24 protein-coding genes are annotated in these 24954 nt (G+C 54.6%); 13 read left to right on the top strand and 11 right to left on the bottom strand.

Going from position 1 to position 24954, the window contains the following annotated elements; genetic code table 11:
• Positions 1 to 36 precede the first annotated feature (36 nt).
• From secA to IXC47_RS01815, 4 genes are all read left to right on the top strand, one after another.
• Positions 37 to 2799, top strand: coding sequence for a preprotein translocase subunit SecA (gene secA, locus IXC47_RS01830; protein ID WP_195874527.1), 2763 nt, complete (start codon positions 37 to 39; stop codon positions 2797 to 2799).
• Positions 2800 to 2972: 173 nt separating this feature from the next.
• Positions 2973 to 4208 carry a bifunctional glutamate N-acetyltransferase/amino-acid acetyltransferase ArgJ gene (argJ, locus tag IXC47_RS01825; protein WP_195874526.1) on the top strand — a complete coding sequence of 412 codons (1236 nt, stop codon included), beginning with the start codon at positions 2973 to 2975 and terminating at the stop codon, positions 4206 to 4208.
• Positions 4209 to 4241: 33 nt separating this feature from the next.
• Positions 4242 to 5114, top strand: coding sequence for an ATP-binding protein (locus IXC47_RS01820; protein ID WP_175624944.1), 873 nt, complete (start codon positions 4242 to 4244; stop codon positions 5112 to 5114).
• A gap of 58 nt (positions 5115 to 5172) precedes the next feature.
• The gene (locus tag IXC47_RS01815; RefSeq protein ID WP_195874525.1) at positions 5173 to 5592 is read left to right on the top strand and encodes an NUDIX domain-containing protein; all 420 of its coding nucleotides are present in this window, start codon (positions 5173 to 5175) and stop codon (positions 5590 to 5592) included.
• Between the two features lie 9 nt (positions 5593 to 5601).
• Here IXC47_RS01815 and yacG read toward each other — a convergent pair whose 3' ends face one another.
• The 7 genes from yacG to ispB form a co-directional block, all read right to left on the bottom strand.
• Positions 5602 to 5796 (bottom strand): DNA gyrase inhibitor YacG, encoded by a 195-nt coding sequence (gene yacG, locus IXC47_RS01810; RefSeq protein WP_195874524.1) that lies wholly within the window; start codon positions 5794 to 5796, stop codon positions 5602 to 5604.
• Positions 5797 to 5806: 10 nt separating this feature from the next.
• Positions 5807 to 6562 (bottom strand): cell division protein ZapD, encoded by a 756-nt coding sequence (gene zapD, locus IXC47_RS01805; protein WP_195874523.1) that lies wholly within the window; start codon positions 6560 to 6562, stop codon positions 5807 to 5809.
• A gap of 192 nt (positions 6563 to 6754) precedes the next feature.
• The gene (gene coaE, locus IXC47_RS01800; protein WP_195874522.1) at positions 6755 to 7381 is read right to left on the bottom strand and encodes a dephospho-CoA kinase; all 627 of its coding nucleotides are present in this window, start codon (positions 7379 to 7381) and stop codon (positions 6755 to 6757) included.
• A 5-nt stretch (positions 7382 to 7386) separates the two neighbouring features.
• Complete coding sequence (locus tag IXC47_RS01795; protein ID WP_195874578.1) at positions 7387 to 8250, bottom strand: prepilin peptidase; 864 nt, start codon at positions 8248 to 8250, stop codon at positions 7387 to 7389.
• A 2-nt stretch (positions 8251 to 8252) separates the two neighbouring features.
• Positions 8253 to 9485, bottom strand: coding sequence for a type II secretion system F family protein (locus IXC47_RS01790; RefSeq protein ID WP_175624948.1), 1233 nt, complete (start codon positions 9483 to 9485; stop codon positions 8253 to 8255).
• A 15-nt stretch (positions 9486 to 9500) separates the two neighbouring features.
• Entirely contained in the window at positions 9501 to 11225 is a 1725-nt protein-coding gene (pilB, locus tag IXC47_RS01785; RefSeq protein WP_175624949.1) for a type IV-A pilus assembly ATPase PilB, read from the bottom strand.
• Positions 11226 to 11440: 215 nt separating this feature from the next.
• A complete protein-coding gene (gene ispB / locus IXC47_RS01780; protein ID WP_326838353.1) occupies positions 11441 to 12391 on the bottom strand; it encodes an octaprenyl diphosphate synthase in 951 nt (316 codons plus the stop codon).
• A 290-nt stretch (positions 12392 to 12681) separates the two neighbouring features.
• Here ispB and rplU point away from each other — a divergent pair, with 290 nt between their 5' ends.
• From rplU to proB, 4 genes are all read left to right on the top strand, one after another.
• Positions 12682 to 12993 (top strand): 50S ribosomal protein L21, encoded by a 312-nt coding sequence (rplU, locus tag IXC47_RS01775; protein WP_012080843.1) that lies wholly within the window; start codon positions 12682 to 12684, stop codon positions 12991 to 12993.
• Positions 12994 to 13031: 38 nt separating this feature from the next.
• On the top strand, positions 13032 to 13289 hold the full coding sequence (rpmA, locus tag IXC47_RS01770; protein ID WP_124574528.1) for a 50S ribosomal protein L27: 258 nt from the start codon (positions 13032 to 13034) through the stop codon (positions 13287 to 13289).
• Positions 13290 to 13379: 90 nt separating this feature from the next.
• Positions 13380 to 14489, top strand: coding sequence for an Obg family GTPase CgtA (cgtA, locus tag IXC47_RS01765; RefSeq protein WP_175624951.1), 1110 nt, complete (start codon positions 13380 to 13382; stop codon positions 14487 to 14489).
• 86 nt (positions 14490 to 14575) lie between these two features.
• A complete protein-coding gene (proB, locus tag IXC47_RS01760; protein WP_195874521.1) occupies positions 14576 to 15694 on the top strand; it encodes a glutamate 5-kinase in 1119 nt (372 codons plus the stop codon).
• A gap of 44 nt (positions 15695 to 15738) precedes the next feature.
• Here proB and IXC47_RS01755 read toward each other — a convergent pair whose 3' ends face one another.
• The gene (locus IXC47_RS01755) at positions 15739 to 16302 is read right to left on the bottom strand and encodes a CNP1-like family protein (RefSeq protein ID WP_195874520.1); all 564 of its coding nucleotides are present in this window, start codon (positions 16300 to 16302) and stop codon (positions 15739 to 15741) included.
• On the bottom strand, positions 16295 to 16879 hold the full coding sequence (locus tag IXC47_RS01750; RefSeq protein ID WP_124574532.1) for an RNA pyrophosphohydrolase: 585 nt from the start codon (positions 16877 to 16879) through the stop codon (positions 16295 to 16297). The genes IXC47_RS01755 and IXC47_RS01750 overlap by 8 nt, the downstream gene beginning before the upstream one ends.
• A gap of 202 nt (positions 16880 to 17081) precedes the next feature.
• Here IXC47_RS01750 and IXC47_RS01745 point away from each other — a divergent pair, with 202 nt between their 5' ends.
• Both IXC47_RS01745 and IXC47_RS01740 read left to right on the top strand, forming a co-directional pair.
• On the top strand, positions 17082 to 18815 hold the full coding sequence (locus IXC47_RS01745) for a proline--tRNA ligase (protein ID WP_195874519.1): 1734 nt from the start codon (positions 17082 to 17084) through the stop codon (positions 18813 to 18815).
• Positions 18816 to 18823: 8 nt separating this feature from the next.
• Positions 18824 to 19573, top strand: a complete 750-nt coding sequence (locus tag IXC47_RS01740; protein ID WP_230089334.1) for a lytic transglycosylase domain-containing protein — start codon at positions 18824 to 18826, stop codon at positions 19571 to 19573.
• A gap of 68 nt (positions 19574 to 19641) precedes the next feature.
• On the opposite strand, the gene IXC47_RS01735 is transcribed toward IXC47_RS01740, so the two are convergent.
• Both IXC47_RS01735 and ffh read right to left on the bottom strand, forming a co-directional pair.
• Positions 19642 to 20082: an SWIB/MDM2 domain-containing protein gene (locus IXC47_RS01735; RefSeq protein ID WP_124574534.1), complete on the bottom strand. Its 441-nt coding sequence runs from the start codon at positions 20080 to 20082 to the stop codon at positions 19642 to 19644.
• Between the two features lie 372 nt (positions 20083 to 20454).
• Positions 20455 to 21822: a signal recognition particle protein gene (ffh, locus tag IXC47_RS01730; protein WP_175624955.1), complete on the bottom strand. Its 1368-nt coding sequence runs from the start codon at positions 21820 to 21822 to the stop codon at positions 20455 to 20457.
• Positions 21823 to 22180: 358 nt separating this feature from the next.
• Here ffh and IXC47_RS01725 point away from each other — a divergent pair, with 358 nt between their 5' ends.
• Genes IXC47_RS01725 through IXC47_RS01715 form a run of 3 tightly spaced genes read left to right on the top strand, consistent with a single transcriptional unit; the run spans position 22181 to position 24933 of the window.
• Positions 22181 to 22990: a cytochrome C assembly family protein gene (locus IXC47_RS01725; RefSeq protein WP_175624956.1), complete on the top strand. Its 810-nt coding sequence runs from the start codon at positions 22181 to 22183 to the stop codon at positions 22988 to 22990.
• Positions 22987 to 23229, top strand: coding sequence for a PP0621 family protein (locus IXC47_RS01720; protein WP_175624957.1), 243 nt, complete (start codon positions 22987 to 22989; stop codon positions 23227 to 23229). The genes IXC47_RS01725 and IXC47_RS01720 overlap by 4 nt, the downstream gene beginning before the upstream one ends.
• Before the next feature lie 3 nt (positions 23230 to 23232).
• Positions 23233 to 24933 carry a sensor histidine kinase gene (locus IXC47_RS01715; protein WP_195874518.1) on the top strand — a complete coding sequence of 567 codons (1701 nt, stop codon included), beginning with the start codon at positions 23233 to 23235 and terminating at the stop codon, positions 24931 to 24933.
• The last annotated feature ends 21 nt before the right edge of the window (positions 24934 to 24954 follow it).

The following is a 24954-nucleotide window of genomic DNA, read 5'->3' as shown; positions in this document are numbered from 1 at the left end:
CCGGTTGTTTCAAGGCGCCTTTTTTAGAATCCAAGCATGTCATTACTGACTCAGATTTTCGGTAGCCGCAATCAGCGCTTACTCAAGCAATACCAGAAGACCGTTCGTGAAATCAATGCTCTTGAACCGGCGCTGGAACAATTATCCGACGAGGCCCTGAAGGCCAAGACCCCGGAATTCAAGGAGCGTCTCACCAAGGGCGAAGACATCGACAAGCTCCTGCCGGAAGCCTTTGCTGTCTGCCGTGAGGCCAGCAAGCGTATTCTCAAGATGCGCCACTTCGACGTGCAACTGATAGGCGGCATGGCGCTGCACTACGGGAAAATCGCCGAAATGGGTACGGGTGAAGGTAAGACCCTGATGGCAACGCTGCCAGCCTACCTGAATGCACTGGCTGGCAAAGGCGTGCACGTGGTGACGGTCAATGATTACCTGGCCCAGCGCGATGCTGAATGGATGAGCACCCTGTACGGCTGGCTCGGCCTGACGACTGGTATCAACCTGTCGCAAATCGATCACGAAGCCAAGCAAACTGCGTACAACTCCGACATCACCTACGGTACCAACAACGAATTCGGCTTTGATTATCTGCGCGACAACATGGTCTACGATACGGGCGATCGCGTCCAGCGTGGCCTGCATTACGCGATTGTCGATGAAGTTGACTCCATCCTGATCGACGAAGCGCGTACCCCGTTGATCATTTCCGGTCAGGCTGAAAACCACACTGACCTGTATCACAAAATCAATGAAGTGCCGCCGCTGCTGTCCTTGCAAATCGGTGAAGAAACACCGGATGGCAAAGGCAAGATTGAAGTGCCGGGCGACTACACCAAGGATGAAAAATCCCATCAGGTCCTGTTGACCGAAGCCGGTCACGAAAAAGCCGAACAAATCCTGACCCGTATGGGCTTGCTGCCGGAAGGTGCATCGCTGTACGACGCTGCCAATATCACCCTGATCCACCACTTGTACGCTGCCTTGCGCGCACACACGCTGTATCACAAGGATCAGCACTATGTGGTGCAGAACGGTGAAGTAGTGATCGTTGATGAATTCACCGGTCGTCTGATGACTGGTCGTCGTTGGTCCGAAGGCTTGCACCAGGCGGTGGAAGCGAAGGAACACGTCAAGATCCAGAACGAAAACCAGACCCTGGCTTCGATCACATTCCAGAATTACTTCCGTATGTACACCAAGCTGTCCGGCATGACCGGTACAGCGGACACCGAAGCCTACGAGTTCCAGGAAATCTACAAACTGGAAACCGTCGTCATCCCGCCGAATCGTCCTAGCCAACGCAAGGATCGCCAGGATCAGGTTTACAAATCGTCGGAAGAAAAATACGGCGCGATGCTGAAGGACATTCAGGATTGCTACGAGCGTGGCCAGCCAGTCCTGGTCGGTACGACTTCGATTGAAAATTCCGAACTGTTGTCCGGCATCCTGACCAAAGCCAAGTTACCGCATAATGTGCTGAATGCGAAACAGCATGCACGCGAAGCGGAAATCATTGCGCAGGCAGGTCGTCCGAAAGCCATCACTATCGCTACCAATATGGCGGGTCGCGGTACCGATATCGTCCTCGGCGGTAACGTTGGCAAGCAAGTACAGATCATTGAAGCCAATGATGCCTTGAGCGATGCGGATAAAGCGGCGCAAGCGCAAACCTTGCGTGACGAATGGCAGTCCTTGCACGATCACGTCGTGAACGCAGGTGGCTTGCACATCATCGGTACCGAGCGTCACGAATCCCGTCGCGTCGATAACCAGTTGCGTGGTCGCTCCGGTCGTCAGGGTGATCCGGGTTCCTCGCGCTTCTACCTGTCGCTGGATGACGCTTTGCTGCGTATCTTCGCCGGTGACCGTGTACGCGCGATCATGGATCGTCTGAAAATGCCGGAAGGCGAACCGATTGAAGCAGGTATCGTGTCGCGTTCGATTGAATCGGCACAGCGCAAGGTGGAGGCACGTAACTTCGATATTCGTAAGCAATTGCTCGAGTACGATGACGTTGCCAACGACCAGCGTAAAGTGATTTACCAGCAGCGTAATGAATTGCTCGAAACCACCGACGTTTCCGAGATGATCACTTCCTTGCGCCAGGGCGTATTCACCGACTTGTTCCGCACTTATGTGCCAGAACAATCGATGGAAGAGCAGTGGGATCTGGCAGCACTCGACGCAGCGTTGCGCGATGAGTGGAAAGTCGATTTCTCGCTGGCTAAAGTACTGGAAGCCGAGCCGAATATCACTGACGAAGACATGCTGGAACGTCTGCTGAAATTCACCGACGACATCTATGCACAAAAAATTGAAATCGTCGGCAAGGAAGCATTTGCCGGTTTCGAACGCAGCGTGATGTTGCAGGCAGTTGATTCGCACTGGCGTGAACATCTGGCGGCGCTGGATCATCTGCGCCAGGGTATCCATCTGCGTGGTTACGCGCAGAAGAATCCTAAGCAGGAATACAAGCGTGAAGCATTTGAATTGTTTGGCCAGATGCTGAACCTGATCAAGGATGAAGTCGTCAAGATCGTGATGACAGTGCGCATCCAGTCGCGTGAAGAAATTGATGCGGCGGAAGAGCAATTGTCGCAATCGCATGTGGAAAACGTGCACTACCAGCACGCTGACTTCGACGCTGATGCAGCGCCGGAAGAATTGCTGGCACCGACCGCAGCGGCGAGCGAGGCGAACCAGACCCAGGTGAATGCCTTGCCTAAGGTTGGTCGCAACGATCCATGCCCGTGCGGTAGCGGCAAGAAGTACAAGCAATGCCATGGTCGCCTCGCTTAATCGCGACCTGATGCGTTGAAACCGGAAGGGCGGGCTTATCCCGCCCTTTTGCTTTGGTAGTCCGCCTGCGGGGCTGATAGATGCATATGCCCGCTAGCGATTACAATATTGATCTGATCTGTAGTCCGCTTTGGTAGTCTGTCTTATTAACCCTCTGATATAGAAAACTTGCGATGGCCGTTAATCTTCCTCTCCCGATTCCTGAAAATCTGACCGCTGTAGCCGGTATCGAACTCGGCCATGCCGAAGCAGGCATACGAAAAGCCAATCGCAAGGACGTGCTGGTCATGAAGCTGGCACCGACCGCAACCGTGGCGGGTGTGTTTACGCAAAACCGTTTTTGCGCAGCACCGGTACAAGTCTGTAAAGAACACCTGGGCAAGCTGCAAGCCAGCGCGCCTATACGCGCACTCGTGATCAATACCGGTAACGCGAACGCAGGCACCGGCGAAACCGGCCTGGCGGACGCAAAAGAAACCTGTAGCGCACTCGCAGGTCTGCTGGGCTGCGATGCGTCGCAAATCCTGCCGTTCTCGACCGGTGTGATCCTGGAGCCGCTGCCTATCGACAAACTGAAAGCCGGTTTGCCGCAAGCGATCGCCAACCTGAAGTCGGATAACTGGCACAACGCTGCCTTGTCCATCATGACTACCGACACGCAGCCGAAAGCAGCTTCACGTCAGGTCAGCATTAATGGCCAGACCATCACCCTGACCGGTATCAGCAAAGGCGCAGGCATGATCAAGCCGAACATGGCGACCATGCTGGGCTTTATGGCGATGGATGCGAAAGTCGCACAACCGGTACTCGATCATCTGACCAAGGAAGTGGCGAATCGCTCGTTCAACTGCATCACCATCGACGGCGATACCTCAACTAATGATTCCTTCATCGTGATCGCAACCGGTGCTTCCAGTGTTGAAGTGCATGCTATCGACACCCCTGAATACCAGGCACTGGCAGCTGCAGTGCTGGGCTTGTCGCAAGAGCTGGCGCAAATGATCGTACGTGATGGTGAAGGTGCGACCAAGTTCATCACCGTCACGGTAGAAGAAGGCAAGAGCGTTGAAGAATGCCGCAAGATCGCCTACTCGATCGCGCATTCACCATTGGTTAAAACCGCTTTCTTTGCCTCCGATCCTAACCTCGGCCGTATCCTGGCGGCGATAGGTTATGCCGGTGTCGATGATCTCGATGTGACCACCTTGAACCTGTACCTGGACGATGTCTGGGTCGCGAAGAACGGTGGCCGTAATCCTGACTATCAGGAAGCAGACGGACAGCGCGTGATGAAGCAAAGCGAAATTACAGTGCGCGTAAAACTAGGTCGCGGCAAGGCAGACGCCACCATCTGGACCTGCGATTTGTCGCATGAATATGTAACGATCAACGCGGATTACCGTTCCTGATTCGCTTTTGAATAATTAATACGCTCGATTACGATGACTCAACTAGAACAGTTTTTAACGCGGGCGGAAGCCTTGCTCGAACGCCTCGAATCCTTCCTGCCACCGGCGGTGCCGACACCGGACTGGAATGCAGGGATCGCTTTCCGCTGGCGTAAATCCAGCGGCAACGCGCGCGGCTATCTGCAGCCGGTCGCGCATTTGTCGCCTATCGCTCTGGATGACTTGCATAACATCGGGCCGCAAAAGCAGCAGATAGAACAAAACACCCGCCAGTTTGTGGAAGGTGTGCCGGCTAACAATGTCTTGTTGACGGGCGCACGCGGTACCGGCAAGTCTTCATTGATCAAGGCTTGTCTGAACCAGTTTGCCGACCAGGGTTTGCGCCTGATCGAAGTCGACAAGGATGATCTGGGCGACCTGGCTGATATCGTGGATCTGGTTTCTGGCCGTCCCGAACGCTTCATTATCTTTTGCGACGATTTGTCGTTTGAAGAGGGTGAGGGCGGATATAAGGCATTGAAGGTGGCGCTGGATGGCAGCATTTCCGCGCAGTCCGACAATGTCCTGATTTACGCGACCTCGAATCGTCGGCACTTGCTGCCGGAGCGCATGTCGGACAACGCCGGTTACAAGACTGACGATAACGGTGACCTGCATCCGGGCGAAACCGTGGAAGAGAAAATCTCGCTGTCCGAACGTTTCGGTCTGTGGGTGACTTTTTATCCATTCCGTCAGGATGACTATCTGGATATCGTCGCGCACTGGCTCAAACATTTCGGTTGCAACGAGCAACAGATAGAAGAAGCACGCACCGAGGCTTTGCAATGGGCCTTGCAGCGTGGTTCACGTTCCGGTCGTGTGGCCTGGCAATTCGCCAAGGACCACGCCGGAAAAATGCGCAAGTAATCCACTACGGGTGCCTGGCCAGTCCGGGCACCTGCCTAGCTCCCTTCAAGTCTTTCTCATGTCTGAAACCAAATCCGCACCCATCGATGTCGCTGTAGGCATCCTCATGAAGCCGAATGGTGATGTCCTGCTCGGCCAACGGCCGGATGGCAAGCCCTATGCCGGTTACTGGGAATTCCCGGGTGGTAAAGTCGAATCCGGCGAAGCCATCATAGATGCACTGAAGCGCGAGTTTGTCGAAGAGCTGGGTGTCGAAGTGTTGTCAGCGGAGCCGTGGTGTGGCGTCGAACATGTTTATCCGCATGCGCATGTACGGCTGCATTTCTACATCAGCCAGGAGTGGCGTGGCGAACCGCAGAGCCTGGAGAATCAGGCTTTTGCATGGCAGGGGAGTGTTGGGGTGGAGCCTTTGTTGCCGGCGACCATCCCCTTGATTGAATGGCTGGATAAGTTGCGCTATCCGGCGGCGTCTGCTTAAAACCAGACTTCAGGGTTGCGATGGTGGCGGGATATCGTCTTCCAGGTCATCCAGCGGATTGACGACCGGAATCACATACTTCTCTTCAGCCCAGGCACCGAGGTCTATCTGTTTGCAGCGGTTGGAGCAGAACGGGCGAAACTTGCTCAGCTCGGTCCATTCCACTTTGGTGCCGCATGTCGGGCAATTGACTGTTGTAACCATTATTCTCTACTCAGAAGCTGCACAAGCTCAATTCAAAAGGCACATCGCCTTCAAAGGCTTTTGGCTTCATGTCGCCATCCTGTGAAGTAAAGCGTATCCACAGCATGTATTTGTTGGCGGAGATCTCGGGAATCGCACCCAGCGCTTCATCGATATTCAGACGCAGCATTTGATAAGCCTTGCCTTGCAGCATTTGTTGGTAGCTGCCGGTTTGCGCAATCATTTTGACCGGACGACCAGATTCACGCAGCAGGCGCAAGACCATGCCGATGGCATCGAACAGTGGGGCCAGCGGGGTGAACCATTTATGGATATCGGCCAGGCGCTGTTCTGCCGAATCATGCTGCCACGCGTAATACGACGGTAAATCGAATTCGCAGGCACCGCCCGGGATGATGGTACGGCCACGTATGCTCATCAGCCATTCGTTTTCACGGATGTGCTGACCGGTCTTGCCTTGGGATGCGATCAATGCGGCACTGATGCGATCCAGGTCAAACAGGATGGTGTCCAGCATTTCTGCTTCGACGTTCGGATTGGATTTAAAACCAAGCAGGGTTTGCTTTTGACGTTCCAGCTCTTGCAGCAAGTCGGATTTGAGGTCGGCGCGACCAGCCACCTCCAGCATTTCGAACATGGTGGCAAGGGCAACGTGGTGATGCTGCGGATGATCCTGACCGATAAAGAAAGCGAATTTCTCGTATAGGTCTTCTAGCCGCAACAACGTGCGAATACGCTCGTTGAAAGGGTATTCGTAGACAATCAAAGTGGCATCCCTTAAAAGTTAAAACCGGGCAATACGAGCTAATGTTGTGATTCTGAACGAAGCCGCGACAAAATACAAATGATGCAACGATTTTGTTTGGCATTCATTAAAACGGGCACTGCTTTTGTTCTGATTTTAGTACCGGATTCCGGTGCCGGATTGCAGCTATAGACAGCGTCGCTGCGCTAACGTTCACTGGGCTGATGCCAGTTTCAGATATAGCTGGTGCAACTCCAGGACCTGGGGTAATAGCGCTGCGCTATCGCCTTCGTTGCTGATGACGTCATCGGCTGCTTTCAGTCGAGCGCTGCGGCTGGCCTGATTCGCCATGATGGCACGCACTTGCTGCTCACTTAAGTTATTGCGTTGCATCACCCGGCGTATCTGTACTTCTTCCGAACAGTCGACAGTCAGTACGCGTGATACCCGCTGTTGCCAGAGGCCGGACTCGACCAGTAAGGGCACTACGAAGAGCAGATACGCTCCTTCAGCTTGCTCCGCCGCCTCACGGGTGGATAGGCGTATTAACGGAATCAGGATGGCTTCCAGGCGCTTCTTTTCAAGCGGCTCGGCAAATACGCGCTCGCGCATCGCCGTCCGGTCCATGGAGCCATCGGGCAGGATGAACTCCGCGCCGAAGGTAGCGCGGATAGCCGGGATCGCGATGCCGCCAACGGCAGTCAGTTGATGCGCTATCAGGTCGGTGTCGACGACTGCCGCGCCTTGTTCGGCAAACAGATCGGCCACCGTGCTTTTACCGCTGCCTATGCCACCGGTCAGGCCTACGGAAAAGCGTTTGAATGTGCCCAGTTCGTCCATGCTGCCTAGTAGTAGAAGCCCAGATAAGTTTCGGCCAGTGATTTGCCATATACCAGGGCTATCATACCGGCCGCAGCGAGATAGGGGCCAAACGGAAGCGGGATGTCGCGTCCGCGCTTGGCCAACACGATGAGGGCGATGCCGACTACGGCGCCGACCAATGACGACAGCAGGATGATGACAGGCAGCATTTTCCAGCCCAGCCAGGCACCGAGTGCGGCCAGCAGTTTGAAGTCGCCATAGCCCATGCCTTCCTTGCCGGTCAGCAGCTTGAATAGCCAGTAAATCGACCACAGGGTGAGGTAACCCGCCGCCGCGCCTATGACTGCCTCATGCAGTGGCACGAAGGTGGCATTCAGATTCAGTAGCAAGCCCAGCCACAGCAGCGACAGGGTCAGGTCATCCGGCAGCAGTTGCGTGTCGGCATCGATGAAGGTCAAGGCAATCAGCAAGTAAGTGAAGAGCAGGGTACTGAGTCCGAGCAAGCCACTGCCGAAGTGCCAGATCAGGAAGGCGGACAGCACGCCGCTCAACAGTTCGATGATCGGATAACGTACCGAGATCGGGGTTTTGCAGGCCTTGCATTTACCACCTAGCGCGAGGTAGCTGACGACGGGGATGTTTTGCAGTGCGGTGATTTGGTGACCGCATTGCGGACAGGCGGAGCGTGGCACGACCAGGTTGTAACGATCTTCGTGCGGCAGCGGCTGACCGCTTTCGCTGGCGACGTAGTTGTCCGATTCACGTTGCATCATTTTCGGGATGCGGTGAATCACCACGTTCAGGAAGCTACCTATCAATAAGCCAAATACGCCTGCGACAACGGCAGGTAATACGCTGCCCGCGGGGGCAGACCAAAGTAAATCCATCATCAGACCACGGAACCCAGTTTGAAAATAGGCAGGTACATGGCGATCACCAGACCACCTATCAGTACGCCCAGTATGACCATAATCAGCGGTTCCATCAGGCTGGAGAGTGATGAGACAGCTTCATCGACTTCGTCTTCGTAGAAGTCCGCGACCTTGCCCAGCATATTGTCGAGGGAGCCGGATTCCTCACCGATGGAAACCATCTGCGTCACCATGTTCGGGAACACATCCGAGTTTTGCATTGCGACTGTCAGGCTGACACCAGTGCTTACTTCGGTTTGTATGCGCTTGGTGGCGTCCAGATAAACGGCGTTACCAGATGCGCCACCTACCGAGTCCAGCGATTCGACCAGCGGTACGCCAGCAGCAAACATGGTCGCCAGGGTGCGGGTCCAGCGTGCGATGGTGGCTTTGCGTATGACGGCGCCGAAGATGGGTAATTTCAGCAGCAGCTTGTCCATCGAGCGCTGCATTTTCAGCGAGCGTTTCCACGACTGGAAGAACAGGTAGAGACCGCCAAATAGCAGGCCGAAGATGATGTACCAGTTGGCTACCATGAAATCAGACATGGCCATCACCATTAGCGTCGGTGCCGGAAGGTCGGCACCAAAGCTTTTGAATACTTCTTTAAAGGCTGGAACCACCCAGATCATAATGACGGCGGTCACGATGAAAGCGACGGCCAGGATCGATACCGGATAAAACATCGCGGACTTGATCTTGCCCTTGATGGCCAGGGTTTTTTCCTTGTAGATCGCGAGTCGGGTCAGCAGATCTTCCAGGATACCGGCTTGCTCACCGGCGCCGACCAGATTACAAAACAGCGGATCGAAGTAGAGCGGGAATTTGCGGAAAGCCTGGTTCAGGCTGGTACCGGTTTCGACATCGGAGCGTATGTCCTGGACCAGCTTGGATACGGACGGGTTGTCATTGCCCTTGGCGACGATATCAAAGGATTGCAGCAGCGGCACACCGGCTTTCATCATGGTGGCCAGCTGGCGGGTGAATAAGGTGATGTCTTTTTCGGAGACCTTCTTGCCGCTGCGATAGGTTTTCTTTTTGACCTTGGTGACCAGCACGCCCTGACGACGCAGCGTTGCGCTGACTACGGATTCGCCACCGGCACGTAATTCGCCGCGCACGATCTTGCCGGATTTGTCCTTGCCTTCCCAAGCGAATACGGACTCCTTGGGTAGTGTTGCGCTTCCGACCTTACGTGCGGATGTTGCCATGCATAGACCTCTTTATTATTCGTTGGTGCAGCCGAGAACTTCTTCCAGGCTGGTCAATCCCAGTTTGACTTTTACCAGGCCAGATTCACGCAGGTTACGTACGCCATCTTTTTTGGCTTGCGCTTCGATTTCCATTGACGTGCCGTGATTCAGGATGATGGCTTCGATTTCCTCGCTGATCGGCATGATTTGATAGATGCCGACCCGACCTTTGTAACCACTGCCGCTGCAGCGTTCGCAACCGACCGGTTTGTATGGCAACCAGGTGCCGTCCAGATCATCTTCGCTAAAACCTGCTTCCAGCAATGCCTCATCCGGTATCACAGTGGTTTGCTTGCAGGAGCAAAGTCGGCGCGCCAGGCGTTGCGCAGTAATCAGGATCACGGACGATGCGATGTTGAACGGCGCGACGCCCATATTCATCAGGCGCGTCAGTGTTGCTGGTGCGTCATTGGTATGCAGCGTGGAAAACACCATATGTCCGGTTTGCGCCGCCTTGATGGCGATATCGGCGGTTTCCAGATCGCGGATCTCACCGACCATGATGATGTCAGGGTCCTGCCGCAAGAAGGCTTTCAGCGCGACCGGGAAGGTTAGTCCGGCGCGGTCATTAACGTTGACCTGATTCACGCCTGGCAAGTTGATCTCGGCCGGGTCTTCCGCGGTCGAGATATTGATGCCGGGTTTATTCAGGATGTTGAGGCAGGTGTAGAGCGAAACGGTTTTGCCCGAGCCGGTAGGGCCGGTGACCAGCACCATGCCGTATGGGCGCTGGATGGCATTCAGCAGCGTTTCCTTTTGGTCCGGGTCGTAACCCAGTGCCTCGATCCCCATTTGCGCCTGTGTGCCGTCGAGAATACGCATGACGATTTTTTCGCCAAACAGGGTAGGCAGGGTGCTGACGCGGAAGTCGATGGAACGGGTCTTGGACATCACCAGTTTCATGCGGCCGTCTTGCGGCACGCGTTTTTCTGAAATGTCGAGTTTGGAGATGACCTTGATACGTGAAGCCAGTTTTTCCTTGATTGCCAGCGGTGGCTGCGCGATATCGCGCAAGACGCCATCGACGCGGAAGCGGATGCGGTAAAACTTTTCAAATGGTTCGAAGTGCAAATCGGATGCGCCCAGGTTGATCGCATCAACCAGGATTTTTTGCAGGAATTTGACGATAGGTGCGTCATCGATATCAGCGGTGCCGCCTTCGGCCGGGGTCGCCAGCTCTTCCTCGATGAAGTCGATATCGAGATCGTCACCTATCAGTTCATTCAAGCCTTGCTCGGCACTTTGGCCTAGCTTCTCTATGATCTTGAGCAGTGTCAGGTGGTCGACGATGATGGGTTCGACCGCCAGCTGGGCCTGGAATTTGATTTGATCCAGCGCCTGCGAATTGGTCGGATCCGAGATCGCTATCGAGACTTTATTGCCGCGTTTGCCCAGCGCGATCACGTGCTGGCTTTGCATCAGCTTCGCATCGATGATTTTTTCGGGCAGCAGGCTGGTATTAAAGGCCGCCAGATCCAGTAAGGGATAGCCGAAGGTTTCAGAGCAAAAGGCGGCGAGTTTGCCGGAATCGATCACTTCGCTTTTCAGCAACATGTCGATAAACGGACTTTTTTCGTTGGTGGCTTGTTTACAAATGGTATCGGCTTGCTGTTGCGTCAGCCGCCCTGCTTGCAAGAGTGCGCGGGCGAGGCCAGGCATTGCATTAGTTGATGCCGAACTAGGAAGGACTGCAGCCATTTATTTACGCCAGGAGCATCAAGAGGTGCATTAGATAATGCCTCTAGGCACCTGTTTTGTAAAGATATCCTGCGGGAAATGTTACTTTTACGCATAAAAATGCAACGGCTGTGAGCGCCTGCTGAAGGAGCAGCATTTAACAGTGTTTACAGCCGATAAGGGCGGGGAGATTACGATAGTGGTGCGCATGTGTGGAACATGGCACCACCAGCGTATTAGTGATTGCGGTTGACTGCGAAGGCGCTCAGTTTGAGGAGGGCATCCTTGAAAGCATTGTCCGGCAGACCGGCGATGGATGCGGTGGCGCGGGCAGATGCTTCTTCTGCCTTGCGTTTGGTGTAGTCGAGGGCGCCGGAAGTGGTTACAGCCTGCAGTACAGCGTCGAAATGTTGTTCGTCGCCATTCTCGATGCAACCACGTACCAGTTCGCGTTGTTCCGGTGTGCCATGCTCCATCAGATAGATCAGTGGCAGCGTGGCTTTGCCTTCGCGCAAGTCATCACCGACGTTTTTGCCTATATCGTCGGCCTGGCCGGAGTAGTCGAGTACGTCGTCGATTAACTGGAAAGCGGTGCCCAGCGAGCGACCGTATTCCGCGGCTGCTTCGATTTCATCATCGGAAGCGCCAGCGATCAGGGTGCCGAGCTGGGCAGCGGCTTCAAACAGCTTGGCCGTTTTGGAGCGGATCACTTGGGTGTAGCGTTCTTCCGAGACGTCTGGATCATGCATATTTAGCAACTGCAGCACTTCGCCTTCAGCGATCACATTGGTTGCGTCAGCCAGGATTTGCATGATGCGAATATCGCCGACCGAGACCATCATCTGGAATGCGCGCGAATAGAGGAAGTCACCTACCAGTACCGAGGCAGCATTGCCAAACAGGGCGTTGGCGGTCTTGCGGCCGCGGCGCAGCGAGGATTCATCGACCACGTCATCATGCAGCAATGTTGCCGTATGGATAAATTCCACCACAGCAGCCAGTTGATGATGGTCGGTGCCGCGGTAGCCATAAGCATTGGCCATCAACAGGACCAGGACCGGGCGTATGCGCTTGCCACCTGCGCTGATGATGTAGTCGGCGATCTGATTGACCAGCGCTACTTCAGAGTGCAGCTTCTGGCGGATCACAGTATCGACTGCATTCAAATCAGCTGCGATGGGTTGTATAAGCAGGTTTTGAGCGGAGGGTGCGGAAGCGGAAACCAAGTTGAGCCTGATTAATGAGCGTTAATAAGCGTTAATTTATGGAATTATACGACGAGCCGGGCGGGAAACGTTGCTTACCCGCTACGAAGCAAGGGTATAGATGCCCTGGAAAGCTGTCTTTTTAATACAGTAATACAGTCTTTGACCGGGATCCTAAGTCCATGTATAATTGGGGGTTTTCCCGATTCCGTCTGCGTAGTTCTGGCCGGTTTCAAGAGAAAAAGTCCTTAAATCATTTGATGAGGTTTCACATGTACGCGGTCATAAAAACCGGTGGCAAACAATATAAAGTTGTCGCTGGTGAAAAATTCAAAGTAGAACAGATACCGGCAGACATTGGATCCGAAATCACCTTAGATCAGGTGCTCGCATTGGGCGCTGGAGAAACCATCAAGTTTGGTGCTCCGCTGGTCGCTGGTGCTACGGTCCTTGCTACGGTTGTCTCCCATGGTCGTCACGACAAGGTTAAGATTTTCAAGATGCGTCGCCGTAAGCACTACCAGAAACACCAAGGCCATCGCCAAAATTACACCGAATTGCAGATCGTTTCGATCAACGGCTAAGCCGCTGACTCGGACTAACCAGATACAAGGAGTCAGAAATGGCACATAAAAAAGGCGGCGGCACTACGCGAAATGGTCGTGACTCAGAGTCAAAACGACTGGGCGTTAAAGTCTACGGTGGTCAAGCTATCAACGCAGGCGGCATCATTGTTCGCCAACGTGGTACCAAAATGCACGCAGGCGAAAACGTCGGTATCGGCAAGGATCACACCTTGTTCGCACTGACCGACGGCAAAGTTGCATTTGTTACTAAAGGCGCGTTGAAACGCCATTACGTCACTGTAGTACCTGCTTAATTCACTTAAGCACGCAAGGTAAGGCGAAAGCCTTCAATCGAAAGGCTCTGCCCCAGGTAGAGCCTTTTTAGTTTTATAACGGCAAATATTATGAAGTTTATCGACGAAGCAAAAATCGAAGTCATTGCCGGTGATGGCGGCAACGGCGTCGCATCCTTTTGTCGTGAAAAATTCAGGCCGTTTGGTGGTCCGGATGGCGGCGACGGCGGAAAAGGCGGCAGCATCTATGCGGTAGCAGACCGCAATATCAACACGCTGGTTGATTTCCGTTTTGCCAAAATGCACAAAGCCAAGAATGGCGAAAATGGTCGCGGTGCTGATTGCTACGGCAAGGGCGCGGACGACATCAAATTGCGCATGCCAGTCGGCACCCTGATTATCGATAACAAAGATGGTGAGCTGATCGCCGACCTGACCGAGCACGGGCAGGAAGTCCTGATCGCCAAAGGCGGCGAAGGCGGCTGGGGCAATATCCATTTCAAATCATCGACCAACCGCGCCCCTCGGCAAAAATCCGAAGGCAAGGAAGGTGAACGACGCGAACTGCGGCTGGAGCTGAAAGTGCTCGCCGACATCGGTTTGCTCGGTATGCCGAATGCAGGTAAATCGACCTTCATTACCGCTGTGTCGAACGCGCGTCCGAAGATCGCAGATTATCCGTTTACTACGCTGCATCCAAACCTGGGCATGGTGCGTGTCAGTCATGAAAAGAGTTTCGTGATTGCCGACATTCCAGGTCTGATCGAAGGAGCATCTGATGGCGCCGGACTGGGTATCCAGTTCCTGCGCCACTTGCAACGTACCCGTCTGCTCTTGCACATCGTGGACCTGGCGCCGTTCGACAATGTCGATCCGGTCAAGGAAGCGAAAGCCATCGTCAAGGAATTGCAGAAATACGATGAGTCGCTGTACGACAAGCCACGCTGGCTGGTGCTGAACAAGCTGGACATGGTGCCGGAAGACGAACGCAAAAAACGCGTGAAGGACTTCATCAAACGCTTTGGCTGGAAAGGTCCGGTGTTTGAGATTTCGGCGCTGACACGTGATGGTTGCTCCGACCTCGTAAATGAAATCTACGAATACATAGCTGTGCAACGCCAGGCAGAGCAACGCACTGAAGAAACACCGCAAATGGTTGAAGAGGCGCGTGGTATTGACTCTATCGACCCGGATGATCCGCGCTTCAAGATCATCGACTAAAGTTGTAAGGGATTGCCGTAGCCCGGCAATCCGGCATCCTCACCGTTCAGGTACCTCAAAACTAAAACAGAGCCGGGTTATTAAGCATGGACTCCGTCATTCAAGAAGCCAAACGCGTCATCATCAAAGTCGGTTCTTCACTCGTCACCAATGACGGTAAAGGCCTGGATGCCAATGCCATCCAGAAATGGGCGGCGCAAATCGCGCAATTGCGGGCACTCGGCAAGGAAGTCGTGCTGGTCAGTTCCGGTGCTATCGTCGAAGGCATGCAACGCCTGGGTTTTGACAAGCGACCGGTAGGCATCCATGAATTGCAGGCTTGCGCCGCAGTAGGGCAAATGGGCCTGGCGCAAATTTACGAAACCAGCTTCCGCCAGCATGACGTGCGTACCGCGCAGATCCTGCTGACGCATGCTGACCTGGCCGATCGTGAGCGCTACCTGAACGCGCGTTCTACCTTATTCACCTTGTTGCGCCTGGGCGTCGTTCCCATCATCAATGAAAACGATACCGTGGTCACCGATGAAATCAAATTCGGCGACAACGATACCCTGGGTGCACTGGTTGCAAACCTGATCGAAGCGGACGCCCTGATCATCCTGACCGATCAGCGTGGCTTGTTCAGCGCTGATCCACGCAAAGACCCGAATGCAGTCTTTATCCATGAAGCCAAGGCCGGTGATGTGGCGCTGGAAGCAATGGCCGGCGGTGCGGGTAGCAGCCTCGGACGTGGCGGCATGCTGACCAAAATCCTGGCGGCCAAACGTGCGGCCTTGTCCGGTGCACATACCGTCATCGCCTGGGGGAGGGAAGATAATGTCCTGACACGCCTGGCTGGTGGCGAAGCCATCGGCACCCAGCTGACGGCTCAAACCGCGCAACTGACGGCGCGCAAGCAATGGATGGCCGATCACCTGCAAACCGTAGGTGCAGTGGTGCTGGATGATGGTGCGGTACGGAAGTTAACGGCTGATGGCAAGTCACTGTTGCCTATTGGCGTCACCGACGTGACTGGCAGTTTTGGTCGCGGGGATGTGATTACTTGTGTTGACCAGCACGGACGTGCGCTGGCACGCGGGATCAGCAATTATGCAAGTTCGGACGCACGTCGCATCATGCGCAAACCTTCATCGGACATCGCTGCCATACTCGGTTTTGTCGAAGAGCCGGAATTGATTCACCGGGACAATCTGGTCTTGTTGTAACTGATCTGCAGTAAAGCAAAACGGGCGATGGTGCGCCCGTTTTTTTATTCCCGCAACAATTCGTCTGTCAGTGTCTTGCGGTACTTCATGCGTTCCAGCATTTCTTTTTCATTCCCGACTATCGTCAGATTACTGCAAAAGTAATCTTGCGCCAGTGCCGCATGCTGGCGGTTCACCTTGCTGCGTACGATCACTTCCCACTGGTTGCGGCGTGAAGGCGCCCATGTGCCGTCTTCACGTCCCAAGGCATAGATTTTCTTTTCGAAGGTGGCGCAACGTATGCCTTCATAACTGATGTTTTTGGCACCGCCCTGGCTGACCGCAACCAGCGTGTAACGGATTACGCCATCCTTGCCTATCGCCAGCGACTTGGTGTCAATCGCAAAAGTCTGGGTAGCGGTAGGTCCTACATAAAAAGGTTGCAGGTTTTCAGTCTTGGGTGCTGGAGGTGGCGGCACCTCAAGTTCTTCCCAGTTCTTTGCCTCGGCTTCTTCGAACCCTTTGTTGTATTCCAGCTGTTGCGCCACGGAAATTTGCGTGGCTGCCAACAGCGCCAGGGCCAGCAGGGTTTGCGGCAATGCGTGCAAGGAAAAGAACGACTTATTCATTGTCAGGTTTGGTCTTTGCGGTAGATGGTTCGTCAGGTTTGCGCGATGCATGCGTCTGGCGCAGGTAGCGTGCGGTATTGTGCTGTGGCGGTACATGTTGCGTCGGGCGCGACAGGAAACGTGATAATTCCTGCAAGGCACGCTGGTAAACATCCCGTTTGAATTCGATCACCACATCCAGTGGTACCCAGTAATCATGCCAGCGCCAGGCGTCGAACTCCGGATGTTCGGTCATGCGCAGATTGACGTCGCAATCACGTCCGACCATGCGCAGCAGGAACCAGATCTGCTTCTGGCCCTTGTAATGGCCGCGGATTTCCCGCTTGATGAAATGATCCGGCACCTCGTAGCGCAGCCAGTCGCGGGTGCGACCTATGATTTTGACGTGCTCCGCCCGCAAGCCGACTTCTTCTTCCAGCTCGCGATACATAGCCTGCTCAGGGGTTTCGCCAAATTTAATGCCGCCCTGTGGGAATTGCCACGAATGCTCGCGCACCCGCTTGCCCCACCACACTTCATTCCTGGTGTTGATCAGAATGATGCCGACGTTAGGGCGAAAGCCTTCACGGTCCAGCATGTTGTACCTCAAAACTTTCTGCGGCTAACGGACCCTCAATCGAACATCGTCACCTGTACGGCCTTATACCGTAGTCCCGCGCAATGACGCGCGAACAACGGAGAGAGCAATCAATTGTACGAAGAGTGGGTGCATCAGCCAGCTAATCCTTTAAAATTGAGTTGATTATAACCCTCTCTCTTTTTAAAAAGAATTCATCGTCATGCGCGCATCCCGTTTTTTCATTTCCACTCTCAAAGAAGCTCCTTCCGACGCAGAAATCGTCAGCCACAAGCTGATGATGCGTGCCGGCATGATCAAGCGCATCGGTTCCGGTATTTATACCTATATGCCTATGGGTTTGCGCGTGATCCGCAAGGTCGAGGCGATTATCCGTGAGGAAATGAATAAGGCCCATGCCATCGAGCTGCTGATGCCATTAGTGCAACCGGCCGAGCTGTGGCAGGAAACCGGCCGCTGGGACAAAATGGGCGCAGAGTTGATGCGCGTCAAGGACAGGCATGGCCGTGAATTCGCGATCCAGCCGACTTCGGAAGAAGTGGTTACGGACGTGGTACGGACGGAAATCAAGTCCTACCGCCAGCTGCCTATCAATTTTTACCATATCCAGACCAAGTTCCGTGACGAGCGTCGCCCACGCTTTGGCCTGATGCGGGGTCGTGAATTCACGATGAAAGATGCGTATTCGTTTGACCGTGATGTCGACGGTTTGAAGCGTTCGTATCAAATCATGTTCGATGCCTACGTCAAAATCTTCAATCGTTTCGGCCTGCAGTTCCGTGCGGTGGCTGCCGACAATGGTGCGATCGGCGGTTCCGGTTCACACGAATTCCACGTGATTGCCGATACCGGCGAAGACGCTTTGGTTTACTGCCCGAACTCTGACTATGCCGCCAATATGGAAGCGGCTGAAGCCTTGCCACTCGGCACTGAACGTGCAGCGCCGACCCAGGCCCTGACCAAGACCGCAACACCTGGCAAAGCCAAGTGCGAAGACGTGGCTGCCTTGCTGAACCTGCCGTTGGCACAAACCGTAAAGTCCATCGTGTTGACGGTGGAAAAAGAAGAAAAAGGCGTGACCAGCAAGCAAGTCTGGCTCCTGTTGCTGCGCGGTGACCACGAATTGAATGAAGTCAAAGCCGCGAAAATCCCTGGCATCGCCGGTTATCGCTTTGCCAGCGAGGCAGAAATCGTTGAATGGTTCGGAACGCCACCTGGTTACCTCGGTCCGATCAACACCAAGAAACCGGTCAATGTGGTGGTCGATCGTACGGTCGCCAACATGCATGACTTCGTCTGCGGTGCGAATGAAGTCGATTTCCACTTTACGGGGGTGAACTGGGGCCGCGATTTGCCGGAAGCGCAGGTTTTCGATATCCGCAATGTGGTCGAAGGCGATCCATCGCCGGACGGCAAAGGCGCGCTCGCGATACAACGCGGCATCGAAGTCGGCCACGTATTCCAGCTCGGCACCGCGTATTCCGAATCGATGAAAGCGACCTACCTCGATGAAAACGGCAAGCCACAACTGATCCAGATGGGTTGCTACGGCATCGGCGTGACCCGCATCCTGGGTGCTGCGATCGAGCAGAATTTCGACGACAAGGGCATTATCTGGCCGACTGCACTGGCGCCATTTGAAGTGGTGCTGTGCCCTATGGGTTACGACCGCAGCGAAGGTGTCAAGGCTGAAACCGACAAGCTGTATGAAGCTTTGCAAGCTGCCGGAGTCGACGTGATTCTGGATGATCGCGGTGAGCGCCCAGGGGCCATGTTTGCTGACTGGGAACTGATAGGCGTACCGCACCGTATCGTGATCGGTGATCGCGGCCTGAAAGAAGGCAAGCTTGAATACCAGGGCCGTCGTGATGTCGCGGCGACACCGGTTGCGCTGGAAGAAATGCTGGCTTTCGTTCAAGCCAAACTGGCTGAGTAATCATTACGATGCGTCAGGCCAGCATGTATGCGATAGGGCAGGACTTGAGTAGTCATCAGGTTGTATCTCCCGTATGTGCTGCGCCTGATACTTCGTTGCATGGCTATCGTAGATATGGCACTGGACTCGCTTGTGCCTTGTTGTTCGCGCTGCTGAGTAATGCCGCCAGCGCGGGTAATCAAAAAGAAGAGGCGATGGCCGATGGTGTCCGTATTGCCTTGTCACGCGCGATTACAGATCCGCGTCCGCCGATACCGCAGTTTGCCGGTATCGATGAGCGCATCGAGTATTTGCATTGGCTGGGTGAGATGTCGGATCGGCTGTACAAGAAGCTGCCGGATCGTCAGGTCCGCCTGGAGTTCTTGCGTACGACATGGTATGAGGCGCGGCGTGCTGGCCTGGATCCGGCTTTGGTACTGGGTTTGATACAGGTGGAATCGGCGTTTCGCAAATATGCGGTATCACCAGTCGGTGCCCATGGCTATATGCAGGTGATGCCGTTCTGGACGCGTGTCATAGGCGATGGTGATCGCAGCAAGCTGTTCCATATGCAAACCAATTTGCGCTTCGGCTGCTCCATCCTGCGTATGTATCTGGATATGGAGCGTGGTGATTTGTATCTGGCTTTAGGCAGGTATAACGGTAGTCGCGGCCGTCCTGAATATCCGAATGCTGTGCTGGCGGCGTGGAAGAAGTGGGAGCATCAGCGTGCACCGATCACGAACGTAGTGGCAGAAACCGGATCGGAACGGAAGTAAAGCAGAACAGAGTACAAATACAAAAACGCCCGCGCGATGCGGGCGTTTATGTTTGGCACAGAGGCAAATTATTTCAGGTGACCCGAGATGAGTTTGGTCATCTCAAACATGGACACTTGTTTTTTACCGCCAAAGACAGCTTTCAGCTTTTCATCCGCATCAATCATGCGTTTGTTAGCTTCGTTTTGCAGTTTGAACTTCTTGATGTAGTCCCACACTTTTTTGGTGACTTCAGTGCGTGGAGCTGGCGATGCACCGATAACAGCGGCCAGAACGGCGGACGGTGTTACTGGTTTCATGAATGCGGCGTTAGGCTTGCGTGCGGCTGCTGGCTTTTTCGCTGCAACTTTTTTCGCTGCTGGCTTTTTAGCGGCTACTTTTTTAGCAGGAGCGGCTTTCTTTGCCGGCGCTGCTTTTTTTGCTGGTGCTGCTTTTTTCGCTACGGGTTTTTTCGCAGCTGGTTTCTTGGCGGCCGGTTTAGTGGCCGCTGGTTTTTTGGCTGTTGCCATCTTCAAACCTCCTTCACATTGTGTTGGGAAATTGCGCCAATTCACGCACCGTCAATAGTGGTGTGGTTTTTCTTGCTACGCAAGTGTTTTTTGTGCGTTCCCCTCTGTATTTGTAGGCTGCAAGCCACGTATAGCGTAGTGTTGGAAAGTGCGGCTGGTTTATTCGATTCTGTGGCGCAGTTTTTCATCTCATTTTTCGATGCGCTTTGGGATGCGCAAGCGGCAGGTTTTGCATCGCAGCGAATCGGAAAGACGGCACCGCATTCCTCCCTTTTTTGTGCGGATCAGTAAAAAGGTCGGGATGTAGCGGTGGCAGAATAAGAAAAAGCCCGGTCTTGCGAGCCGGGCTTTTTGTCTAAATGGCGGGAAAAATCAGCGCATGCCGGGTAGCATACCCTTCATGCCGCGCATCATTTTCATCATATTGCCGCCTTTGAGCTTCTTCATCATGGTCTGCATTTGATCGAATTGCGCCAGCATGCGGTTGACTTCCTGCACCTGGACGCCTGCGCCGGTAGCGATACGGCGTTTGCGCGAAGCCTTGATCAGCTCTGGTTTGGCACGTTCTTGCGGCGTCATCGAATTGATGATGCCTTCCATGCGGACCACCTGTTTGTCAGCCATGCCCATATTCGCGCCAGCGGCGGCTTGCTGCAGTTGCGCTGGCAGTTTATCCATCAGGTTGGACATGCCGCCCATTTTCTTCATTTGCGCCAGTTGCGATTTGAAGTCGTTCAAATCGAACTTGCCGCCGACCTTGATTTTATTGGCCAGGCCTTGCGCCGCTTCCATGTCGACGCCTTTGCGGGCTTCTTCCACCAGCGCCAGGATGTCGCCCATACCGAGGATACGGTCGGCCATACGAGCCGGATCGAACGCTTCCAGGCCATCGAGTTTTTCTGCGACACCAGCGAATTTGATCGGTTTGCCGGTGATGTGGCGTACCGAAAGTGCGGCACCGCCGCGTGAATCACCATCCAGTTTGGTCAGCACGATACCGGTCAGTGGCAGTGCATCGCTAAAGGCTTTGGCCGTATTGATTGCATCCTGACCCAGCATCGCGTCGACCACGAACAGGGTCTCTATCGGTTTGACGGCACCATGCAGGGCTTTGATTTCCTGCATCATCGCTTCGTCTATGCCGAGGCGACCGGCGGTATCGATGATCAGTACGTCGTGATAATGGCGTTTCGCATAGTCCAGTGCGGCCAGTGCGATGTCGACCGGCTTGTCAGTCGGCTGCGACGGGAAGAAGTCAGCACCGACTTGTGCGGTGACGGTTTCCAGCTGGCCGATAGCGGCCGGACGGTAGACGTCGGCGGAAACGGTCAGGACTTTTTTCTTCTTTTGCTCGCGCAGGTATTTGGCCAGCTTACCGACGGTGGTGGTTTTACCTGCACCTTGCAGACCGGCCATCAGGATAATGGCGGGCGGCTGGGTGGCAAAATTCAGTTGTGATGCTTCCGGACCGAGATCGCCGCCCATGATGGCAGCCAGTTCGCGCTGTACGACACCGACCAGTGCCTGGCCAGGTGTGAGCGAGCCCACTACATCTTCGCCCATCGCTTTTTCTTTGACGCGGCTGATGAATTCGCGCACGGCGGGCAAGGCAACGTCGGCTTCGAGCAGGGCCAGACGGACTTCGCGCAGCATTTCTGCAGTATTGGTTTCCGTCAGGCGCGCTTCTCCGCGCATGGTTTTGACGGCTTTGGCTAAGCGTTGGGTGAGATTGTCGAGCATGGATAGTGGCTGGTGTGAGTCTGACTAAACGGTGATGCCAAGGGCGACAGCGCTAAAGCGGCTTGCGGCACAGTATGGCGAAAGTCTCATTTTAACCGATGCGCTGGCGGATGCGCCGCCTGGCCTGAGATAGTTGCTGGCCTGCTATCTATATATAGACGCCTGCTTGGGTCGGCCCTGGCCTGGCAAATTTTTATCGCGCAAACGCATCTAGTACGCGCGTTTGTGTCCGGCTAGTGGTAATGTCACGGGAGCAATTTCACGGCAGACACAAAGCTGCTGCCAGTGAGCTGCAAAAGCGGCGCGCCGCTGGTCCTGCCGACCGGGGTGCTGGCCTTACATGGTGTAAACTTAAGCGATGTACACATACTTCTTTGTCTTGGCTGCATTGTTCTACGCAGCTTGCGCATTCCTGCCGTCGAAACAGCACACGGCAATCTCTACCGGCACCCTGATCGGCTGGCTGCTGCACGGGGCTGCGCTGTGGGTTGATGTGATCGGGCATGGTGTCTTGCGGATGGGATTTGCCATCATGTTGTCCGGTGCCTTGTGGATTTCGGTCGCGATTTACTGGCTGGAAAATCGCAATTTCAGTCTCGATGGTTTACGTGTTCTGGTTTTGCCCAGCGCGGCCATCGGCGTATTGCTGCCCACGGTGTTCCCCGGCAGCCTGATCCCGCTGGATGGCAAGTCGGCACTATTTCCCTGGCATATTGCGATTGCGATGCTGGCTTACAGCACGCTGACCATCGCGGCCTTTCACGCAGTGCTGATGGCGTTGCAGGAATCCAAGCTGCATACCCGTCTGAGTGTACAAAAGACCGGCTGGTTTGCGCTGGCGATCGACCGGTTACCAGCATTGCTGACGATGGAGAAATTGCTGTTCCGCCTGATCGGCATCGGTTTCTTCCTGTTGACGCTGACGGTATTGTCGGGCGTGGTGTTTTCCGAAGAGTTATTCGGCAAGGCATTTAAATGGGAACATAAAACCATCTTCACGATGCTGTCGTGGATTTTGTTCGGTGTCTTGCTGGCCGGACGCAGATGGCGCGGCTGGCGTGGCAAGACTGCGCTTAGTTTTACACTGACGGGGTTTACTACCCTGTTCCTGGCGTATGTCGGCAGCCGTTTTGTATTTGAAGTAATCCTGCACCGGAGCCTGGCATGAAGTTGTTGTTATGGGCTGGTGTAATCGTCGCAGTGATCTGGATACTGCGCAGCAAAAAGTCGAACAAGGCTGAGCCGCCAAAAGCGCAAACTCGCCCGCCAGCCGCGACCGGCGAGACCGAGACTATGCTCAGCTGTGCCCATTGCGGCACCCATTTCCCCGCATCCGAGGCGGTGTTGGGGACTTCCAGCCTGGCCTTTTGCAGCGATGAACATCGCCGTCAGCATCTGGCGCGCTGATACATGGTGAATACCAAACCGGTGGCAGCGGATACGCGGGATACCTTCTGGCGTACTTTGCAGGCTTTTGCGCTGACGCGCACCCTGATTGCCGCAGTTTTGTTCGGTTACTTCGGCATGGGCTCATCCAAGCTGTGGCTGCATAAGGAAAATTTCTGGGGCGCCTGCGTGGTGTACCTGGTGCTGGGTTTGCTGTTTGTCTTGTTGTCACTGTACTGGCGCCGTCGCTTCCTGTTGCAGGTCGTGGTGCAGGTATCGGTAGATATCGTCGCCATCTCCATGCTGTACCTGACCGCGGGCGGTCTCAAGAGCGGTCTCGCCATCCTCTATTTATTCCCGCTGGCTGGTGGTGCGATTCTGACGCCACTGGTGCTGGCGCTCTTCTTCGTTTCTGCGGCGACGCTGGTCCTGCTGGCAGAAAACGGCTATCAATTATTGAATGACAACGCCGACATTTCGTCTTCGCAAGTCGGTTTGTATGGCGCAGCGTTTTTCATCATCATCTTTGCCATTAACCGGCTGGCGGCGCGCCTGATCAAACAGGAAACGCTGGCACGCGGCCGTGGTCGCGCCTTGCATGTGCAACAGGCAATCAATCGTTTGGTGATCGCCGATATGGAGGATGGCATTTTGGTGGTGGATCGTAAAGGTCGCGTACTTACCAGCAATCCGGCAGCAGCACGTATGCTCGGCCTGACTTTTCCACACGTAGGTGACTACGGCAGGTTGTCCGATATGGTGTGGCTGGCACCGATCGCTGCCGCTTATTCCGCCTGGGGCGCACGTTCCGGCTTGCGCGCACCGACGCAGCCCAACACATTGCAGCAGACTCCGACTTTTGTATTCATCAAACACACGGAAGAAAACACCTTGCAAGGCGGTAGTACCATCATGGGTGGACGTCGTGAATTGATGACGCATTTGAAACTGCGCTTTGCCCGGGTCGATGCCGATGGCGTGCAGGAAGACCGGGTCGTGATTTTCCTGCAGGATGTCAGCGAGATTGAAAACCAGGCGCAGCAATTGAAGCTGGCGTCCATGGGGCGGCTCACCGCCAGCATTGCGCATGAGGTGCGCAATCCCTTGTCGGCGATAGGCCATGCGACTTCTTTGCTGAAAGAAGATGAGCTCAGCTCCGGCCAGCAGCGCCTGCTCGCCATTATCAGCGACAACGTGGCACGCCTGAACCGGATGATAGAAGACATCCTGAAGCTGTCGCGCAAGGCACACCAGTACCACGAGCCGCTAAGCCTGGATCTGCTGTTCGAAGACTTGCTGAACGAATTAAATGAGCTGCACGAGATCAAGGATGGCATGATCACAGTGTCTGACATGAAGCCGTATAAAGTCCGTTTCGATCCGTTGCATTTGCGCGAAATCGTCTTGAACTTGCTGACAAATGCGTTACGCTACGCCAGTGGAGCCGCCGCCAGTATACGTATATATATAGTAGCGACGCCCGGCCATCGGCTGGAGTTGCACGTACAGGATGACGGCGCGCAGATCACGCCTGCGGTACGTGCTCATCTGTTCGAGCCGTTTTATACGACCTCCAACAAGGGTACCGGCCTCGGTCTGTATCTGGCGCGCGAGCTGTGCCTGAATAATGGCGCGATGCTGAACTATGAGTGCCGGACGGATGAGGAGTCGGGTAAGCCCTCAGGTCGGTTTGTGATTACTTTTGCCACTAACGAAGCTGTTTAAATGTCCTTCAACCCTACACAC

This window comes from Herminiimonas contaminans, from assembly GCF_015645465.1.
Lineage (GTDB): Bacteria > Pseudomonadota > Gammaproteobacteria > Burkholderiales > Burkholderiaceae_D > Oxalicibacterium > Oxalicibacterium contaminans.
The sequence above is the reverse complement of the archived record's forward strand: the minus strand, read 5'-3'. Positions and strand labels throughout refer to the sequence as shown.

Coding starts and splice junctions, on each gene's coding strand:
- secA (WP_195874527.1), top strand. CDS start 37: ATGTCATTACTGACTCAGATTTTCGGTAGCCGCAATCAGCGCTTACTC.
- argJ (WP_195874526.1), top strand. CDS start 2,973: ATGGCCGTTAATCTTCCTCTCCCGATTCCTGAAAATCTGACCGCTGTA.
- IXC47_RS01820 (WP_175624944.1), top strand. CDS start 4,242: ATGACTCAACTAGAACAGTTTTTAACGCGGGCGGAAGCCTTGCTCGAA.
- IXC47_RS01815 (WP_195874525.1), top strand. CDS start 5,173: ATGTCTGAAACCAAATCCGCACCCATCGATGTCGCTGTAGGCATCCTC.
- yacG (WP_195874524.1), bottom strand. CDS start 5,796: ATGGTTACAACAGTCAATTGCCCGACATGCGGCACCAAAGTGGAATGG.
- coaE (WP_195874522.1), bottom strand. CDS start 7,381: ATGGACGAACTGGGCACATTCAAACGCTTTTCCGTAGGCCTGACCGGT.
- IXC47_RS01795 (WP_195874578.1), bottom strand. CDS start 8,250: ATGGATTTACTTTGGTCTGCCCCCGCGGGCAGCGTATTACCTGCCGTT.
- IXC47_RS01790 (WP_175624948.1), bottom strand. CDS start 9,485: ATGGCAACATCCGCACGTAAGGTCGGAAGCGCAACACTACCCAAGGAG.
- pilB (WP_175624949.1), bottom strand. CDS start 11,225: ATGGCTGCAGTCCTTCCTAGTTCGGCATCAACTAATGCAATGCCTGGC.
- rplU (WP_012080843.1), top strand. CDS start 12,682: ATGTACGCGGTCATAAAAACCGGTGGCAAACAATATAAAGTTGTCGCT.
- rpmA (WP_124574528.1), top strand. CDS start 13,032: ATGGCACATAAAAAAGGCGGCGGCACTACGCGAAATGGTCGTGACTCA.
- cgtA (WP_175624951.1), top strand. CDS start 13,380: ATGAAGTTTATCGACGAAGCAAAAATCGAAGTCATTGCCGGTGATGGC.
- proB (WP_195874521.1), top strand. CDS start 14,576: ATGGACTCCGTCATTCAAGAAGCCAAACGCGTCATCATCAAAGTCGGT.
- IXC47_RS01755 (WP_195874520.1), bottom strand. CDS start 16,302: ATGAATAAGTCGTTCTTTTCCTTGCACGCATTGCCGCAAACCCTGCTG.
- IXC47_RS01750 (WP_124574532.1), bottom strand. CDS start 16,879: ATGCTGGACCGTGAAGGCTTTCGCCCTAACGTCGGCATCATTCTGATC.
- IXC47_RS01745 (WP_195874519.1), top strand. CDS start 17,082: ATGCGCGCATCCCGTTTTTTCATTTCCACTCTCAAAGAAGCTCCTTCC.
- IXC47_RS01740 (WP_230089334.1), top strand. CDS start 18,824: ATGCGTCAGGCCAGCATGTATGCGATAGGGCAGGACTTGAGTAGTCAT.
- IXC47_RS01735 (WP_124574534.1), bottom strand. CDS start 20,082: ATGGCAACAGCCAAAAAACCAGCGGCCACTAAACCGGCCGCCAAGAAA.
- ffh (WP_175624955.1), bottom strand. CDS start 21,822: ATGCTCGACAATCTCACCCAACGCTTAGCCAAAGCCGTCAAAACCATG.
- IXC47_RS01725 (WP_175624956.1), top strand. CDS start 22,181: ATGTACACATACTTCTTTGTCTTGGCTGCATTGTTCTACGCAGCTTGC.
- IXC47_RS01720 (WP_175624957.1), top strand. CDS start 22,987: ATGAAGTTGTTGTTATGGGCTGGTGTAATCGTCGCAGTGATCTGGATA.
- IXC47_RS01715 (WP_195874518.1), top strand. CDS start 23,233: ATGGTGAATACCAAACCGGTGGCAGCGGATACGCGGGATACCTTCTGG.